General features: G+C 41.1%; 17 protein-coding genes, 2 pseudogenes and 1 other annotated feature (1 of these 20 running past the window's edge). Of the genes and pseudogenes, 4 read left to right on the plus strand and 15 right to left on the minus strand.

Features of this window, described 5'->3' with window-relative positions:
* Positions 1-45: 45 nt before the first annotated feature.
* Together ACSLGF_RS14835 and mprF are read right to left on the minus strand one after the other, a co-directional pair.
* Entirely contained in the window at positions 46-597 is a 552-nt protein-coding gene (locus tag ACSLGF_RS14835; RefSeq protein ID WP_456006753.1) for a thioredoxin family protein, read from the minus strand.
* Positions 598-688: 91 nt separating this feature from the next.
* Positions 689-3,259, minus strand: a complete 2,571-nt coding sequence (gene mprF / locus ACSLGF_RS14840; protein ID WP_456006755.1) for a bifunctional lysylphosphatidylglycerol flippase/synthetase MprF — start codon at positions 3,257-3,259, stop codon at positions 689-691.
* A 168-nt stretch (positions 3,260-3,427) separates the two neighbouring features.
* On the opposite strand from mprF, the gene ACSLGF_RS14845 reads away from it, so the two are divergent.
* Positions 3,428-3,907 (plus strand): MarR family transcriptional regulator, encoded by a 480-nt coding sequence (locus ACSLGF_RS14845; RefSeq protein WP_456006758.1) that lies wholly within the window; start codon positions 3,428-3,430, stop codon positions 3,905-3,907.
* 23 nt (positions 3,908-3,930) lie between these two features.
* Here ACSLGF_RS14845 and ACSLGF_RS14850 read toward each other — a convergent pair whose 3' ends face one another.
* The 9 genes and pseudogenes from ACSLGF_RS14850 to ACSLGF_RS14890 all read right to left on the minus strand — a co-directional run bounded on the left by ACSLGF_RS14850 (position 3,931) and on the right by ACSLGF_RS14890 (position 9,912).
* Complete coding sequence (locus tag ACSLGF_RS14850; RefSeq protein ID WP_456006761.1) at positions 3,931-4,212, minus strand: hypothetical protein; 282 nt, start codon at positions 4,210-4,212, stop codon at positions 3,931-3,933.
* A 12-nt stretch (positions 4,213-4,224) separates the two neighbouring features.
* Positions 4,225-4,401, minus strand: a pseudogene (locus ACSLGF_RS14855) (DinB family protein); the annotation flags it as partial.
* Positions 4,355-5,407: a zinc-binding alcohol dehydrogenase family protein gene (locus ACSLGF_RS14860; RefSeq protein WP_456006763.1), complete on the minus strand. Its 1,053-nt coding sequence runs from the start codon at positions 5,405-5,407 to the stop codon at positions 4,355-4,357. The gene ACSLGF_RS14860 and the pseudogene ACSLGF_RS14855, both read right to left, overlap by 47 nt.
* A gap of 90 nt (positions 5,408-5,497) precedes the next feature.
* Positions 5,498-6,001, minus strand: a complete 504-nt coding sequence (locus ACSLGF_RS14865; protein ID WP_456006766.1) for a hypothetical protein — start codon at positions 5,999-6,001, stop codon at positions 5,498-5,500.
* A gap of 263 nt (positions 6,002-6,264) precedes the next feature.
* Positions 6,265-6,852 carry a hypothetical protein gene (locus tag ACSLGF_RS14870; RefSeq protein ID WP_456006769.1) on the minus strand — a complete coding sequence of 196 codons (588 nt, stop codon included), beginning with the start codon at positions 6,850-6,852 and terminating at the stop codon, positions 6,265-6,267.
* Positions 6,853-6,925: 73 nt separating this feature from the next.
* Entirely contained in the window at positions 6,926-7,966 is a 1,041-nt protein-coding gene (locus ACSLGF_RS14875) for an NAD(P)/FAD-dependent oxidoreductase (RefSeq protein WP_456006771.1), read from the minus strand.
* Between the two features lie 155 nt (positions 7,967-8,121).
* The gene (locus ACSLGF_RS14880) at positions 8,122-8,751 is read right to left on the minus strand and encodes a rhamnogalacturonan acetylesterase (RefSeq protein WP_456006774.1); all 630 of its coding nucleotides are present in this window, start codon (positions 8,749-8,751) and stop codon (positions 8,122-8,124) included.
* Positions 8,752-8,902: 151 nt separating this feature from the next.
* On the minus strand, positions 8,903-9,367 hold the full coding sequence (locus tag ACSLGF_RS14885; protein ID WP_456006776.1) for a DUF6884 domain-containing protein: 465 nt from the start codon (positions 9,365-9,367) through the stop codon (positions 8,903-8,905).
* Positions 9,364-9,912 carry a VanZ family protein gene (locus ACSLGF_RS14890; protein ID WP_456006779.1) on the minus strand — a complete coding sequence of 183 codons (549 nt, stop codon included), beginning with the start codon at positions 9,910-9,912 and terminating at the stop codon, positions 9,364-9,366. Before ACSLGF_RS14890 ends, ACSLGF_RS14885 begins: the two co-directional genes overlap by 4 nt.
* A gap of 171 nt (positions 9,913-10,083) precedes the next feature.
* On the opposite strand from ACSLGF_RS14890, the gene ACSLGF_RS14895 reads away from it, so the two are divergent.
* The 3 genes from ACSLGF_RS14895 (at position 10,084) to ACSLGF_RS14905 (ending at position 11,395) form a co-directional block, all read left to right on the plus strand.
* Entirely contained in the window at positions 10,084-10,662 is a 579-nt protein-coding gene (locus ACSLGF_RS14895) for a TetR family transcriptional regulator (RefSeq protein WP_456006782.1), read from the plus strand.
* A gap of 72 nt (positions 10,663-10,734) precedes the next feature.
* Complete coding sequence (locus tag ACSLGF_RS14900; protein WP_456006784.1) at positions 10,735-11,079, plus strand: DMT family transporter; 345 nt, start codon at positions 10,735-10,737, stop codon at positions 11,077-11,079.
* 1 nt (position 11,080) lies between these two features.
* On the plus strand, positions 11,081-11,395 hold the full coding sequence (locus ACSLGF_RS14905) for a DMT family transporter (RefSeq protein WP_099727630.1): 315 nt from the start codon (positions 11,081-11,083) through the stop codon (positions 11,393-11,395).
* Positions 11,396-11,436: 41 nt separating this feature from the next.
* Here ACSLGF_RS14905 and ACSLGF_RS14910 read toward each other — a convergent pair whose 3' ends face one another.
* The 4 genes and pseudogenes from ACSLGF_RS14910 to thrS form a co-directional block, all read right to left on the minus strand.
* Positions 11,437-11,718 (minus strand): hypothetical protein, encoded by a 282-nt coding sequence (locus ACSLGF_RS14910; protein WP_456006786.1) that lies wholly within the window; start codon positions 11,716-11,718, stop codon positions 11,437-11,439.
* A gap of 382 nt (positions 11,719-12,100) precedes the next feature.
* The gene (locus ACSLGF_RS14915) at positions 12,101-13,381 is read right to left on the minus strand and encodes a hypothetical protein (protein ID WP_456006789.1); all 1,281 of its coding nucleotides are present in this window, start codon (positions 13,379-13,381) and stop codon (positions 12,101-12,103) included.
* Between the two features lie 32 nt (positions 13,382-13,413).
* Positions 13,414-13,980: a hypothetical protein gene (locus tag ACSLGF_RS14920; protein ID WP_456006791.1), complete on the minus strand. Its 567-nt coding sequence runs from the start codon at positions 13,978-13,980 to the stop codon at positions 13,414-13,416.
* Between the two features lie 174 nt (positions 13,981-14,154).
* Positions 14,155-16,066, minus strand: a pseudogene (thrS, locus tag ACSLGF_RS14925) (threonine--tRNA ligase).
* 51 nt (positions 16,067-16,117) lie between these two features.
* Positions 16,118-16,309: a binding site (T-box leader), on the minus strand (it continues 33 nt past the right edge of the window).

Consider the following 16,309-nt stretch of genomic DNA (forward strand, 5'->3'; position numbering starts at 1 on the left):
GATAAAAAAAGACTACTTCCCATTGCGGCGAAGCAGTCTTTTGGTTTATATTTTTTCCAGAACTTCTACTATTTCTTTCTCAATATCTTTCCATAAGAAACGATCTGTCGTATAGTGATGTGCGGCTTCTTTCGCAAAAACTTTAAATACTTCTTCAAAGTCAGGTGCATCCTTGTCCGGTTTTTTCTCGTCGACAAAGCGCTGCGCTTCTGCTGAGCGAGGTCCCCATTTCCCCACTTCATTCCCATCCTGATCAATGATGACGATAATCGGAATAGATCTTGCGGTCCCGTTCGTTAAATACTGATCCATCAGGTCTAGATGCTCGTCCCGAATGAAATAGCGCACATCAATGAGTGCTTCACTCGCGATACGCATGAAAATCGGTACATTGACCATCGCATCCCCGCACCAATCCGCTGTGATGACAAGCGCTCTGAGCTTTTTCTTTTGTAGCCGTTGAAGCAGCTCTTTTTCTTTTTGATGAATTGCGTACTGGTTGTACACCGTGAGCAGATTTTCACGGTTTTTCTCCATGTTGTGTACATATGTACGTTCAGCTAATCCCTTTGTAAACCATTCATTCAATGTCGTCATTTTAACATCCCCCTTACCTTTCAACTTTACCACTTTTGCTATTCCTTTGTCTAAAAAAACCTTCACCTAGTGAAAGGTAAAGGTTTTTGATTTATTGACGCCGTTTCCGATTTGGGTCCATCCCAATCAGCTTGGTGACAAGCACCATGGTGACAGCTAGTGACGTATTCTTTTTATACGCTAAATATTTCCCGTGCCATTCGGGTTTATATTTCTGTTTAAACGACCGTAATCCGCTGAAACTATACATATACCTGACGTTATTGTAGATGACACTTGCCAAACGTTCTGTGAGGAACGACTGATGGAACGTGCCGACATTTGATAAAGGCGCCATTCCCATGTTAAAGGATTTATAGCCTTTTTCTTTCCCCCATTGAAAAAGGTGGATAAACAGCGCATCCATCATTCCGTTCGGTGCATCATCCATATGACGCATTAAGTCGATGGATATTTCTCCTTCTTGGTACATCGGCATTAATGACACAAAGGAAATGATCTGTCCCTTTTCATCTTTTAAGATCGCAATCGGTGTTTTTTGAAGATAGTCTTCATGAAAGTAGCCGAGAGAAAATCCTTTTTCTTTTTTCTTTCCAAGCCAGCTGTCAGAGATCTGTTTTAAGGTAGAGATAAATTCATCTGAAAAGGGGGGTTCCACCATCTCAAAGGTATAGCCTTCTCGTTCAAACTTATTAGCGACAGCACGTAAATTTGATTTTTTCTTACCTGATAGAGAAAACGTCTCTAAGTCGACCATGGCTTCTTCCCCAAGCTTAAAAAAGTGAAAGCCTAAGTCATGATAGAGAGCCATCCCTTCTCGTTCTACTTGGTAAAAAGCGACACGATAGCCTGCTTTTTCCGTCTGCTGCAAAAACTCTTCAAGTACAAGTGGATAAGACGCTTTACGTCCAGATGGATCTCCGAGCACAATGACGCAGCGGCCAATTCGGCCAAACTGTAGCATCGCCTCTCCATCACTTGAGAAAAACAGCTTTTTGTCTCCTAAAAAGCCAAGATGACTGAGGGCATTTCCCCCCTTTTCTTCTAAAAACGCTTTTAATTTTTCTTCCTCTGCTTCTTCTCCAATTGGAAATGCCTTTTTATTAAAAATCAATTTACTAATGAAAAAGAAAAGCGGTACACCGATTAAAGCAATCATGCTTGTCATCGTGATATGCCGTTCATTATGAACCCAATAGTCCTTGCTCAAGAAATGCCCGATTTTTGTCCAAATAAAGTTGCCAATGACATTATAGTTAAACAAAACGAGTAAATATCCGGCGGCAGCCGCCACAAACTGATACAAGGAATACGGCGCCTGCTGCTTCACAAATTGATGTCGAAGAGAGAAAAACACCGCCATGATGACTGGCAAAATAAAGATTAGACTCAGGTTAAACCCTTTTAACAAAGTAAACACAAAGCCGCCAGCTAAGGCAATCATCGTCAGCACGTAAGATCTTTTTGTTCGTTTATACACTTCTATGGACAAAATCATCAGAATGATCCCAAACATTAAAGAAAGACCATTAAATCCCGATAACAGAAAGCGTGGAATGCTGGTAATCACGCCTAAACGATCAACAGGAAGCACAACAGAAGCCATAATGAGCAGGCCGCTTCCCAACGTTAAAATGGATAAAGATCCGTACAATAAGCGGATTAATAGGGCGCGGTGTAAGATAATTAAGACGTTCGTTGTTTCTACGGCAGATGCCATTCTTGGGTTGCCTTCAAGACGTCTAAGCGTCGTTCCGGTTAAATCATATGCAGCAAGACATAGTCCAAGAATAAACGGGAAGATCGAGTATACGAAACGGTACAATACTAGCGCCGTCAGCACCATCTCTTGGTCAAAACCAATGTATTGCATGCTGAGTAAAAAGATCAAATCAAATGAACCAAATCCACCTGGAACCATACTGATTAAACCGCCGATTGATGCAATGGCAAACACACCTAATACAATACGGACATCGACGTTCATCCCCATTGAGACGACAGCCATGTACATGACAAGACCTGCTGCCAGCCATTCTAAAAACGATGCGCCAATATAAGCGTAGATCGGGTGCTTCAGTCCATTTTCACCGCTCTCAATCGAGCTTTTTCGAACTGAGGCCATGATGATGTAAATTGGCACAATACAGGCAAAGATAATGACAAATGCCCATAGCCACGGCTCCTGACTAATAATACTTTCAACAGGCAGAACCCTGACCAAGATCAAATCACTGAAAATAGATAGGCCCAAAAGGACAGAGGATGTCAAAAGGGCAATGCCTTTCAGCAGTTTTTTCGTATCTGTTATGTACTCTTTGTATAGAAGCGTTCTGAGCCCTGCTCCCGATAAGCCGCCGAAACCAAGTACACTGTTAAAGGAGTTCGCAATCCAAGAAATGCGAATCGTTTTCCAGCCGCTGATTGGCATATTAAGGCTTCTTCTTAAAATAAAATCATATAAGGACATCGATAAAACCGCGACAAGTCCAAGAAAGACAAGAATAAACAAGTCCATTCGATTCAAGCTGTCAATAATATAAAAAGTCTTTTTAATGGAAAGGCCGCTCAGCTCCTGCTTGGCGACAAAAATTAAGACAAGGATAATCACGATCGGAAAGAGCATTTTTAAGATCGTCATACCCGTTTTTTTGTTCCACATGTTTTTCCCAACTTTCTAGGTTGCTTCATTTATTTCAACTGAACATTATTATACAACAAATACCACTTGATTCATGCAGTTTAACATTCAAAAGCTTGATGATACTTTCAATTAGAAGGGAAAATCAGTAATATAAAGAAAAGAGCCGCTTAAAGGAAGTGAACAAGCGTGGAATATAATATTCATGACACCACCGTACTAAACGAGGAAATTCTATCTCCTGAGGAAAAAAAGACATGGGTGCTGTATATGAAAGTGCTCACTGCTGCAGGACTTGGAGATGTTTCTGAATGGATGAAGCTTGATATGAGTATGCCTCAAATGAAGGTGCTCATGCTGCTCAATAACCATGGCTCTCTCAAGGTATCCGAAATTGCTGAAAAAATGGGGGCTTCTTTGTCCAATATGACTGGACTGCTTGACCGTTTAGAACAGTCTAACTTTGTCGAGCGAAAGCATTCTGAGCGTGACCGGCGAATCATTGTTGTAGAACTGACAGAGGAAGCCAAAAATATTTTCAGAAGTATTTATCAAAAAGGACACGAAAAAATTAAAAATTCCCTGCAACGGCTCAATGATGAGGAAAAAGAAAAAGTCAATGAAGGTCTAGCCATTTTAGAAAAGGCACTACGTCCCGAGCGTGGCTAACAGTAGAAAAGGAAAAAAGACGGTCACTTGAGATCCGTCTTTTTTATTTCTTCTACTTGTCGATCTGGGGTGAAGAGATATTGACGAATGACTTCCCTGTCATCCCATAAGAGATAACCTACACCGATGATGAGAAAAAAGATGCTGATCCACGTCCCGCCAGGCAGCAGATTTTCAAGTTCTTCAATTATTCTTTCTGAGCCTAAGCTTTTACTATAGCGTATCTCGAACAGAACGTATTTTGCTATATAAAACAATGCAGCCATACAGATAAACATAGCGCCGACAATTCTTCTACCAGACATATTGCTACTCCTTCAACTCCACTGATTTCTTTTGATTAATTCCGTGATATGGGCAAGATGATGCTGTGAATGCCAGACGTACATTCCTGTTGCATCATATAAAGACACCGTTTGTTGATCGGCTGGATGATAATAAGCAGTGCTAAAGTCTTCCTCTGTCATCCCGCGAAGCAATGCTGTCCCCTCTCTCAAACCCTTCTAGCACAAATTTACCAATCATCTTCCCTTGCTCAAGCGTTTGATGTGCCTGTTTCAAATTGGCGGCATTGATCGGGCTGAGTACCTTTGTTAAGGTATGCGTTAATTTTCCCTGTTCAAATAACTCGCTCGCTTCAGTTAAAAGCTCGTGCTGCTTGATCATATCCGCTGTTTCGTACATAGGCCGTGTGAACATGAATTCCCACACAAATGCAGCACTTTTGTTTTTGAGCAATTGAATGTCTAGATGGTGCTGATTTTCAACAATGGTACAGATCGTGCCTTGAGGTTTAATGGCTTCTGTCATGCCTTTAAAATGCCCGTCTGTATCATTTAAGCATAAAATGAAATCCACTTCGCCAACCCCTTTTTCCTGAAGCTGCGTGAAGAGCGGCTCATGATGGTCAATGATATGATCGGCCCCTAATGACAGACACCATTCTTTTGTTTCTGGTCTTGATGCGGTGGCGATCACAGTTGCCTTCGCCAATTTGGCCAGCTGAATGGCAATCGAGCCCACACCGCCTGCACCACCGATGATAAGCAGTGTCGAGCCTTCTGCATTTCGCTCGACATGCATCCGGTCAAATAAAGCCTCATATGCCGTAATTGTTGTAAGGGGCATCGCTGCCGCTTCTGCAAAAGAGAGATTTGCAGGCTTTTTCGCAACAATTCGCTCATCCACAAGCTGGTACTCACTATTTGAGCCTTGACGCGTGATATCTCCTGCGTAGTACACGTGGTCACCAGGCTGAAACAACGTACACGCTTCGCCTACTTCAACAACCGTTCCGCTTGCATCATAGCCAAGAATTTTCAGTTCTTCTTCCTTCTGATCCTTCGGTGACCTCACCTTTGTATCAACTGGATTCACCGACACAGCCTCTACCTTCACCAATATATCCCTGCCAGCTGCTTGAGGCTTTGCTACCTCCTGATCAATCAGGCTTTGCTCATGCTCAATCGGCAAGTACTCAAATAGTCCAACTGCTTTCACTCGCTCGCACTCCCTTTCTCCATGCTTCTTTTCCACATTTTATCATCATTTTCTGATGTTTATAGGTGGATCAACAGAGCGATTGCACATTTATGACCTCTTCAAAGCCTTTCGCTCCCTCACCATATAAGAAGGACGAGCCTTTTTCAAAGAAGGAACATAAGTGAACCAGCTCTTGGACTTAAAGAATAGCTGGACGTAATAAAACTGAATGTGATGCAGGGAAAAGATGATCAATAGAAAAATAGTAAACGAGAGGGTAAAGGTATCTGCCCCTCCCTGTATCCATTCGCTGATCCAGAGAATGACAAAACCGATCATCATGAGCTGTTCGAGCCTTTGCACGATCTGGACAAAGACATGTCCCATCTTGGATAGGTCGCCTGACTGACGCTTTCGGATGTGTCTCGATTTGTAAAACCACACGATACTTGCGACTAGATGATGAGTTATAAAAAGAGCGATCAAAACAATAAATAAAGGGGATGGCACAAAAAGGGCTTTTGCAATGAATGGAATCACCAAAGAGTACAATGCGATAAATGCGTATCTGAATGATAAGAGAAATAGTTGTTTTTCTGTGTATGGTTGCATGTGTTTCACCTCTACATGTACTACGTCTCATTTTTTAAAAGGTTCCCTTTGCCTATCAAAAAAGATGCCCTGAAAAAGGCATCCTTCATGAATAAAACTTAAAATGCGGCACTTAGTACGACAGGACCTTACGGAAGCTGGTTATCCTTTTTTGGTTCAAGGGTGACAGCCACGGTATCCCATGATTCGCTTGCTTCTTTTTAAGGTGGAGGGCTCCTCTCGCCTGATAGAACCACATATACACTTTGTCATGCCCTCTCATTTCATAGATCGCTGCTGTCCCATACTTTGTTTGAACCCATCTTATGAGCTGAATTTTTTCTCGTTAGTTTTTGATCATAATGCTCAGCCAAATATTGCAAAATCATTTCGATTGAATAATGCACGTTTTCAGTGTATGGCTGAGATTGGTGGCGGAAGATGTGTATCATGTCTTCAAGCCATTTCATCTGTTCTTGTATACTTTTACAGGCTTTGATCTGTTTGATATAGGAAAAAAGCAGGGAAGAGCCTTTGACAAGCTCACCATTATCAGGGAGATCATCGTGATTCAATTTATAGATCAATTCATTTTGCGCATTACTCGCTAAGGTGTATTGTTCAAATGATACAGTATGGATGACCACCTGTGCGTGATCTAAAGATTGCATCATCACAGCGATATCTGACCGAACAAACACACTGTCTTTTGCATTTAGCTTATATTCGATTCCTTCCATTTCAATTCTCACAGCCCCGTCAGTTGTCAGGATCACAGGTGACGTTGTTTGCCAGTAGACCGTTTGTTTCATCGAAAGAAATCGTTGACCGCTTTCTTTCATATAAAGAATTGTATCTGTATGAGACTTCAATTTTGCTTCCTCCTTCCATATGAAAAAAGTGCTGCCCGCCCTGGCAGCACTTCAATGTTTGACTGGATGTTGATCAACGAGCTCCAGCTGTTTGTAATTCTTTGTTTTTCTCTTTAAAGCGTTCATTATGGGAAGAGACGTACGCCACTTTTTCGGCTTCTGGTTCGATGTAAAGCTTTGCGCTATTCAGCGCATTTACTCCGTCAACAAACGTACCAGCAATTAAACGAACTTTGCTTTTGTGTGTACATAAGTCGCCTACCGCATATACGCCCGGTAAATTGGTTTCCATCTTTTCATTGACCTCGATCAGTCCCCATTCACCTTGCTTTAAGCCCCATTCTGATAGAACACTTAAATCACCTTTCATGCCATGATTGACGATGACAGCGTCTGTTTCAATTCGCTCGATGTCACCTGTCTCTAAATGCTGAATCGTGACAGCATCAATTTTGTCACCTTGACCGTGAAGCTCTGTCAGTTCATGCGGGGTTAAAATTCGTGCACAAGATGCCTTCATGTTGGCGACGTTTTTCTCATGTCCGCCAAACATGTCACGGCGATGCACAACGGTGACACTTTCAGCAATTGAAACAAGGGCATTTGCCCAATCAACAGCTGAGTCGCCGCCTCCAGAGATGACCACTCGCTTCCCTGCAAATGTCTTGAGCTCCTGCACTGTGTAATACAGGTTTGTCACCTCATAACGGTCTGCATGCTCGATTTCAAGTTTCCGCTGGACTGGGATCCCGTGACCCATGGCTAATATGAGGGTCTTTGTCAAATGACGGTCGCCATTTTCAGCCGTCAGCAAGATGTGATCATTCTCTACGCGCTCGAATTTCGTCATTTTTTGATTCAGCGCAATCTCGGGTTCAAATGTTTTCGCCTGCGTCTCGAGCTGCTGAATCAGCTGTTCTCCTCTTGTTGGCGGCAAACCGCCCACATCCCAAATGACCTTTTCAGGATACAGAAGGATTTTTCCGCCAAGGCTTTCGTTGTACTCAAGTACCTTCGTCTTTAAGTCCCGCATCCCACTATAAAAGGCGGTGTACATTCCTGCTGGACCGCCGCCAATAATGGTGACGTCAAACAATTCAAGCTGATCTGTCATTTGAGTCCCTCCAGTTGTTTTTCATCGTTCGATCTATTTATAAGTGATATTGATTCTCATTATCATATGTATCTATTGTAGTCTACTCTGGTTACGGGAATCAATAGCTTTCTGCAAAAAAGAACAGGACGAGCGCTCGCTCGTCCTGCCGTCCATCATACAATGGTTAAACCAAGGTCCTTTAGTTCAAGAGAAACAAGTCTTGCAATCGCATCTGCTCCTTCTTTTGTAAAATGCGTGCGATCTTCAATGCCTGTTGACAGCATAAAGAAAGAAGTCGTTTTCTCAATGCCGGAAATTTGATAAAACTGAAGACTTGCGGTATTTAAATCCACGAGAAGAACCTCTTCTTCATCGGCTAGTTCTTTCATAGCGGCACAGTAATCAGGGAAATCATTGATATATTCTCCGTCTTTTTCATGAAAACGGCCGACAGGGGTTAATAAAAGCGGGGTTGCCCCTTTCGCTCTTACTCCGTGAATATATTGAGACAAGTAGCTTTTATACGTGGTAAAAGGCTCTGTATGCCGCTCTGGCTTATCCTTCGAAGCATCATTGTGCCCCATTTGTGTGAAAAGCCAGTCTCCCGGCTGAATCTCAGCCAATATGGCATCAAGGCGTCCTTCTTCAATGAATGTTTTTGAGCTTCTTCCACCGATTGCCCGGTTCTCGACTTTGACATCATGCGCCGTATAGCGGTGTAAAAACTCTCCCCATCCTCCTTGAACAGGACGATCTGGGTAAGATGAAACGGTTGAGTCACCAGCTAAATAGATGGTTGTCATGTTCATACGCCCCCTTTGTCATTGAGCCACCTCTTATGAGCGATGCAGACATCCTGGTGGCTGCTGAAAAGATAAGAAACGATCAGCATCGCTACTTCAATCATTCTCTTTTTGATGATCAAAACCCTGCTTACTGGGAGATGTGAATGGGTTAAATATGCGGCGGAAGTTCTATTTTTGTCTCAACGGCTCTCTTTAACGCCTGAAGCATATAGCCAATTCCTTTATATGGAGCCAGCGGATAATTCGCTTTTTGATGAGGATGTAATAAAGGGTCGATCACTTTTCGATATTTCTTTCCACCTAGTATCACAAACTCATCATAGGCGGACAGATTTTTCTCATGAAATTGATGACTCAGCTCTTCTCGTGTCATCTGTTCAGCGTGCGGCGTGCCAAATGCCACATCATAATTTTCATGAACGAAATCATCTGCCTTTAAGAATCCGTGCTTTGCTGATAAAATCAGCCAGTCTGAAAAGAATGTTTGAGCGTAGCTTTTCGTACGCTGATGCAGTGGGCTTAAGTATACAAGGTTCGCCGGCTGGCTTCCTGCCTCTGGATTTACGTCCCATATTTTCTTAGCGCCACATGGAATGATACAAACTCGCTTCACCTGATTTTCTCCTTCCTTCGTCGATACATCTGATACAAGGTGCAGCCTAGCGCTGTGCCAAGTGTATTTAAGAGGATATCATCAATATCGCTGCTTCTTGTAATCATACCAGATTGTGAGAACATCCATTGAAGCACTTCGATCATTGCTGACAAGATCAAGCCGGCTAAAATCGCTTTTTGCCAGCGCATTGTCCGAAAGGCTTGATAAAGAAAAAAACCGAGTGGCACAAATAATAAGATGTTCCCTGTCAAATTTAAAAAGACGAGATTTGGATAGCCGTGATGGTAGGCGTGAAGATTTTGATAAATAGATTGCAAAGGAATAAGATTGACACTCACCTGATCCCTTGGTGCGGAGAAACGATTAGGAAAGACCGTCAAATATAATAAAACATTCGTATAAACAAACAGACAGGCAAGAACCATTTCTGTTCGCAAATAGATAAAGCGTTTGTGCCTTTTTGCCTGTCTGTATCTCATATGTATATATAGCGGGACGAGCAGGAGGAAATAACCCATTGAAAACATAGCGCTCGATGTCATACGGAGTGCTGCCCCTTTCTTACATGATGCTTGACCATATTACAGCTTATTCAGGTCTGCCCGCATCTATTCATCACTTATTCTCTCCATCAATGAAGGAAATGCATATTGACAAATTGTCAGTTTTCCGCTAAACTGACTGACATTCAGTCATTTAAGGTCGGTGATGATATGTCAAAACGAGAAAAGATTATGCTTGCTGCCATTGACGCGTTTAAAGAAAAAGGAATTGAAAAGACGACCATTTCGGATATTGTGAAAGCAGCAGGGGTGGCGCAAGGAACGTATTATTTATACTTCCCTTCAAAGTTGTCTGTCATGCCTGCTATCGCAGAGCATCTTATCTCGGAGATGGTCCCTGCAATTGAAAAGGAATTAACTCAGCATGCGGATGTCCTCGATCAAGCAGATGCGCTTGTTGAATTTATATTTTCTTTTACAAGACAATACCGTGATGTCCTTGCCCTGACCTATTCAGGTTTAGCTGCCACTGAGCATTTAAAGGAATGGGAAGATATTTATGAGCCGATTTACAAATGGGTCGCTGCTTTTTTAGAAAAGGCAAAGCAGGACGAAAGAGTCCGTGCCAATTTAAATTGTCATTACGCGGCGAAGTTCATTATCGGTTTACTTGAATCGTCAGCTGAGCAAATGTATTTATTTACAGAAACAGATACAGAAGAGGTTCTGATTCAAAAACGAGAGGTCAAGCAATTTCTCGTTTACGCACTTGGCATAGAGACACCTTAAAAAGTACAGCACTTGCTGTACGCTCTTTTTTGGCTACAAAATGACGAATCGTCAGTTTTAGGAGGAAATAACATGAAGAAAAGCTGGATGTATGTCGCCCTCACCTGTTTATTCGAATTACTTTGGGTGTTTGGTTTAAATAAAGCAGATGCTGTCTGGGAATGGGCGGTCATTATCTGCCTCATCCCAATTGATTTTTATTTTTTAATGAAAGCCTGTGAGAAGCTGCCGACTGGAACGGTATACGCCGTATTTGCCGGAGTTGGAACAATCGGTACGTCTATGATGGATTATGCGCTGTTCGGCGGTTCGTTTTCATTCGAGAAGCTCTTATTTATGGGGATATTGGTCCTCGGCATTATTGGACTAAAAGTGTCTGATGGTGAGACACTTGAGCAGAAAGGAGAAGCGGTATAATATGGGCTGGTTTTTTGTGTTGTTAGCCTCTGCCTTTGAAATCGGCGGAACCATTGGCTTGAATATGTTTAGTAAGAAAAAGCAAATCACGACAGGCATCCTATTTGTCGGCGGTTTTGCCTTATCCTTTTTGTTTTTATACGCCTCGTTCTCTTCCGTTCAAGTATCCGTCGCTTATACGGTCTGGATTGGACTTGGAACTGCGGGCTCTGTCTTGTTTAATATGATTCTATTTAAAGAGCCGAAAAACATAATTCGCATGCTCAGCCTGCTGCTGATTGTAATTGGTGTTGTTGGGCTGAAGTTGTTTGCGTGATTTAAAACAAAAAGGCAGGAAATCCTCTCCTGCCTATCTTTTTAATGAAGCACGATCTGTTCATTCATCAAATCAATGGCGTAAATTAACTGCTCATGTTCATCTAACAGAAGATATACTTTGAGCGGAGCAGCTGTTTGATCTGTCTGCTGCGTGAATAGCACACAAGTGAATTTTTCGATCCCCTCTGGCAGCTTGCTTTTCAGAAAAGGATGAAGAATAGGAGAGATTCGAAGGGTATCAACATCTTTTAGCCAAAGCTCATCTTGTAACGCAGGATAATGGTCAACCAAAAACTGACGAAACACTTCCAATGTACTCAAGGTAGATATTCCTCACTTTCTTCTATCTTGACTTCAAACTCACCTAAAAATAAACGTAATCAACTCATCATATGATCTCGGCACACGTATTTTCGCATACTACTTGAGACACAATTTCTCTATTCTAGAGATCAATTGTAGATCAACTGTACTGTCACGACTGTTTAGTATATATGACGTTTACTATATCTTCTCATTAACTCAACCACGAATCCAAACGATGGACCTATGATCATATTCTTATCTGTTTTCTTTCGTGATGAAACGACAACTTCCTGCTGAAAAATTCCATTTTTCTTCAAAAAATAGGTTAAATAGACAGAAAAAAGAACAGCTCCTCACTGTTCTTTAAAAAGTCGTAAAGTGCTTTGTCTTCATTACTTCAAATGTCCTGTAATGGAATGACTTCACCACTGGCTGCATCTACCCCATAATGACAATCCAGTTTTCCGCATAAAACATATTGTTTTTGTGCATAGTCATACACATAGATGGGTGTAAGCTCCAAGCACTCTCTCAATTTTCCAAAGGCTTCTTCCTTTGATAGGGTGATTTTATCTGGAGATTGGAATTCATCAAACATCCCACACATCTTGAATATTTGTTGTCTATCTATGTAATTGACTGCCTCAAATGTATAGGCATCAATGAATATCATGATTTTACCTGTAAGCACGCTTTTCTCTTGTCTATTTGCTTTTACTGTTGCATGAATGTAACCATGATCACGGTGGAGAGAAAGTAAGATCCATTCTCCGGTGTCGTTAGGATATTCCTGGCGCAAAAAGATTTGAACTGCTTTCAAACACTTATCTTTTTCTTCTTCTGAAATTGGCATTGTATCTGGTGAAGGTTCAAATGAAAAGGCTTGATCAGCTGAGATGACTTCCTGAATATTTAATTCCTTTATTACAAAAGGTTCAGTTATCGGTTCCTCCCATTCTATGATTTTATTTATATTGAAACAGTGATGTTCGTGAATCGTACTTTCAAATGGAATCGTTCCTGTTCCATCATTCTTAACATACACTTCTTCTAACGCATAAACAGGACGGATTTTATTCTGCTCAAAGGAAGGCCATTCAACCCTTTGCACTTGCTGCTGTGCTAAGCTCTCGATCATCTCAATGGAAAGCGAATATTTTTCAGCTCTCAGCATTTTTTTAGCTAGAAATGGCCCGTGATGAACAAAGTAAATGAGCTGTCCATGTTCATCCCATTTCACCTCAATCATGCCTGAAGGAGTCACTGGTACACCAGCAATTTTTTCTTCGAAAAGAAGTTCCCCTTTTTCCTCCTTTTGTAAGTGGAAATGCTCTCCATAAATCAAATCTGTTTCTTGTTCAATCCATTTGATGACGTCATTGGACTGGGCGCTATCAAACTGCACACCCTCCTTTGCATATGTCTTGCCCATGACAAAAACAGCACTCTCAACCTTTCCCGTATTCAAATTTACTTCTATTACGGCTGTGCCATCTGGGTTTAAATCGTCGTCCTTAGGTTCCGTTTCGTGAGGAGGAAACCACTCCATACACAATTTATAAATGGTTTCATTGAACATATTGACATATCGATAATACTCGTGGTTTTTTAAATGATAATGATCTAAGCCAAATTTCTTCCTTGTCTCGTCTATCAGATGCTGTATCGTTTCATTCATTTGTTTCACCTCGACATGTTAAGTGATTCGTCTTATGGAAGGACAAAGATGACGATAAAGATGAATATGACGATCACTGTTAAGAATCCTAAAGCCATTGCCATCATGTTTGATTCCTTTGTAAAGCCTTTTAATTGGCCTTCAGTAGATCGATCAATTTTTCTAAAGCGAAAAAGCATGGTTACATTCATAATAGCTAGAAACAGAACCAATAAGAAAACTAGAAATATAGGATCTATATCAAAGAATGGATTCGGTATATTTTGAATACTAAATGCCTGAAAGAACATAAGCCCACTCAATATCAATTTCCGAATATTCTCCATTCTCTGTTCTTTCTCCCACTCTTTCCCCAGTTTCTCTTTTTCATAAATAGCTACCTGCTCAAAAATAGGAATGAAAGACTTCGTTGATCCTTTTTTGATAAAGCCTAAAATACCTTGAAGAAGCATGAAAATTCCTAAACAAAAAAAGAAATGTGTAAATCGAATGTCAGAAATTTGAATGATGATAAAAAAGATCACGATCATGATGCCAAATATTAAATTAGAGGCGGCTATTTGTTTTGTTCTCATTTTTTTTAGCGTTGCTTGTTCCATGTAATGCTCCTCTCCGTTTCAAATGTTTCTGATGAGCGCTCTATCTATATTACGAGTTTATTGAGTAAATGTTTCAATATTTTCCCTTTGCATCGCATATTCGGTTTTTTCACAAATGAAAAGACGCCCATCCAATGAACGTCTAATCCTTCGTATCTTACTTGCTGAAACGCATCATATCTTTTCTTGAGCAGCCATTCTATCTTTTATTTGTTGAGCTACCAAGGGTTTAAAGTCTTCCATAGACATCTGCTCTGAAGCCTTTTCTCCATGTTGCCTGATATTAAGCGTTTTTTCTTGCATTTCTGTATCGCCAATCACAGCGATATAAGGCGTTTTTTGCATTTGTGCTTCTCTCATTTTATAGCCGAGTTTTTCATCCCGTTCATCAATTGTTACTCTTATCCCACTACTTTTTAATAGCTGCTGAACTTCCAAGCAGTGATCAAGGTGAACGCTTGAGACAGGTATGATTTGTACTTGTACTGGTGCTAGCCATAACGGGAAGGCGCCTGCAAAATGCTCGATCAGAATGCCAAGGAAACGATCAAGAGAACCAAAAATGGCACTGTGAATGACAACCGGCCGGACCTTTTCGTTTTTTTCATTGATATATGTTAAGTCAAATTTTTCAGGCATTTGGAAATCAAGTTGAATTGTGGCGCACTGATGGCTCCGCTCTAGTGCATCTTTAATATGAAAATCGATCTTTGGACCATAAAAGGCCCCATCTCCTTCATTTAGCTGGTAGTTGACCTTTAGCTGGTCAAGCACATTCTTTAAGGCTGTTTCAGATAGATGCCAAATTGCATCATCCCCTAATGCTTTTTCTGGACGAGTCGAAAGTTCAACTGAATACTCAAATCCAAAAGTTCGATATACGTGATCAACTAATTGGAAAATCTGTTTGATTTCAGACTCAATTTGATCTTCTCTCAAAAATATATGGGCATCATCTTGGCAAAATGTCCTGACCCTGAACAATCCATTTAATGCACCGCTATATTCATGACGATGCACCTGACCAAATTCGGCCATCCTGATTGGAAGATCCCTGTATGAATATAAGTTGTTTTTAAACATGAGCATATGCCCTGGACAGTTCATCGGCTTTAAAGCAAAGCTTGTATGGTCTACTTCTGAGAAATACATATTTTCATGATAATGATCCCAATGGCCTGACTGTTCCCAAAGTTCTTGGTTCATCATAAATGGCGTACTCACTTCTTCATATTGTGCTTTACCTCGCACTTCTCTTGAAAATGACAATTTGCCCTTTTGGTAAATAAAATGGCATACCTGGAGCTTCTTCAGAGAACATAAATAGAGATAATTGTTTGCCTAATTTTCGGTGATCTCGCTTGTTTGCTTCTTCTATGAAACGAAGATAATCAGCTAGATGTTTTGAATGTTGAAACGTAACACCATACACCCGTTGCAATACATCGTGATTGCGATCCCCTCGCCAATAAGCCCCTGCAACACGTGTTAATTTAAATGCCTTCATATATCCTGTAGATGGCAGATGAGGACCACGGCACAAATCTATAAATTCTCCTTGCTGATAAACCGTGATTGTCTCTTGTTTAGGGAGACCTTTTAAAATATCCAGCTTATATGGGTCATTCGCAAACAACGCTTCAGCTTCTTTGTAAGACACTTCGATTCTTTGGATCAGATGATTTTCGTTCATGATGTTTTCCATCTCTTTTTCAATCGCTGCCAAATCTTCTAAACGTAAAGTTCGATTTAGTTTCATATCATAGTAAAATCCATTTTCGACGACAGGTCCGATCCCAAGTGTTACATCATCATACAACCTTTTCACGGCTTGGGCTAATACGTGTGCAGATGTATGACGTAACACTTCAAGCCCTTCTTCCGAATCGAGTGTCAAAATAGACAGCACTGCATCGCTGTTTAGCTCATAACTTAAATCAACTGTTTGATCATTTACCTTTCCCGCCACTGCTTTCTTTCTTAAACTCGGACTAATATAGGAGGCAATTTCTGCGACAGTCGTACCTGCGGAAAACTCCTTCGCCTTTCCATCCGGAAATTGAATCTTCACCATGTTTTCTCTCATGACTGACACACCTTTCATTTTTTTGAAATAAAAAAACACACCCATCCCTCATAGAGGGACGAATGTGTGATCCGTGGTTCCACCCAAATTCCCATAATGCGTATTCGCTTTATGGCTCTGGTGCCGTAACGTGGCGTAGACGATATTGGATACTGTGATTTCCCCAATACAGCTCAAAGGTGGTAAGACAACTTTTCTGTGTTAGGAAGATTTCAGCGTGACTCCCCTCTCTGGTAACCAGTA

This window comes from Bacillus sp. A015 (assembly GCF_053851875.1).

Coding starts and splice junctions, on each gene's coding strand:
- ACSLGF_RS14835 (WP_456006753.1), bottom strand. CDS start 597: ATGACGACATTGAATGAATGGTTTACAAAGGGATTAGCTGAACGTACA.
- mprF (WP_456006755.1), bottom strand. CDS start 3,259: ATGTGGAACAAAAAAACGGGTATGACGATCTTAAAAATGCTCTTTCCG.
- ACSLGF_RS14850 (WP_456006761.1), bottom strand. CDS start 4,212: ATGTCTGGTAGAAGAATTGTCGGCGCTATGTTTATCTGTATGGCTGCA.
- ACSLGF_RS14865 (WP_456006766.1), bottom strand. CDS start 6,001: ATGCAACCATACACAGAAAAACAACTATTTCTCTTATCATTCAGATAC.
- ACSLGF_RS14875 (WP_456006771.1), bottom strand. CDS start 7,966: ATGACAGATCAGCTTGAATTGTTTGACGTCACCATTATTGGCGGCGGT.
- ACSLGF_RS14880 (WP_456006774.1), bottom strand. CDS start 8,751: ATGACAACCATCTATTTAGCTGGTGACTCAACCGTTTCATCTTACCCA.
- ACSLGF_RS14890 (WP_456006779.1), bottom strand. CDS start 9,912: ATGACATCGAGCGCTATGTTTTCAATGGGTTATTTCCTCCTGCTCGTC.
- ACSLGF_RS14895 (WP_456006782.1), top strand. CDS start 10,084: ATGTCAAAACGAGAAAAGATTATGCTTGCTGCCATTGACGCGTTTAAA.
- ACSLGF_RS14900 (WP_456006784.1), top strand. CDS start 10,735: ATGAAGAAAAGCTGGATGTATGTCGCCCTCACCTGTTTATTCGAATTA.
- ACSLGF_RS14905 (WP_099727630.1), top strand. CDS start 11,081: ATGGGCTGGTTTTTTGTGTTGTTAGCCTCTGCCTTTGAAATCGGCGGA.
- ACSLGF_RS14915 (WP_456006789.1), bottom strand. CDS start 13,381: ATGAATGAAACGATACAGCATCTGATAGACGAGACAAGGAAGAAATTT.
- ACSLGF_RS14920 (WP_456006791.1), bottom strand. CDS start 13,980: ATGGAACAAGCAACGCTAAAAAAAATGAGAACAAAACAAATAGCCGCC.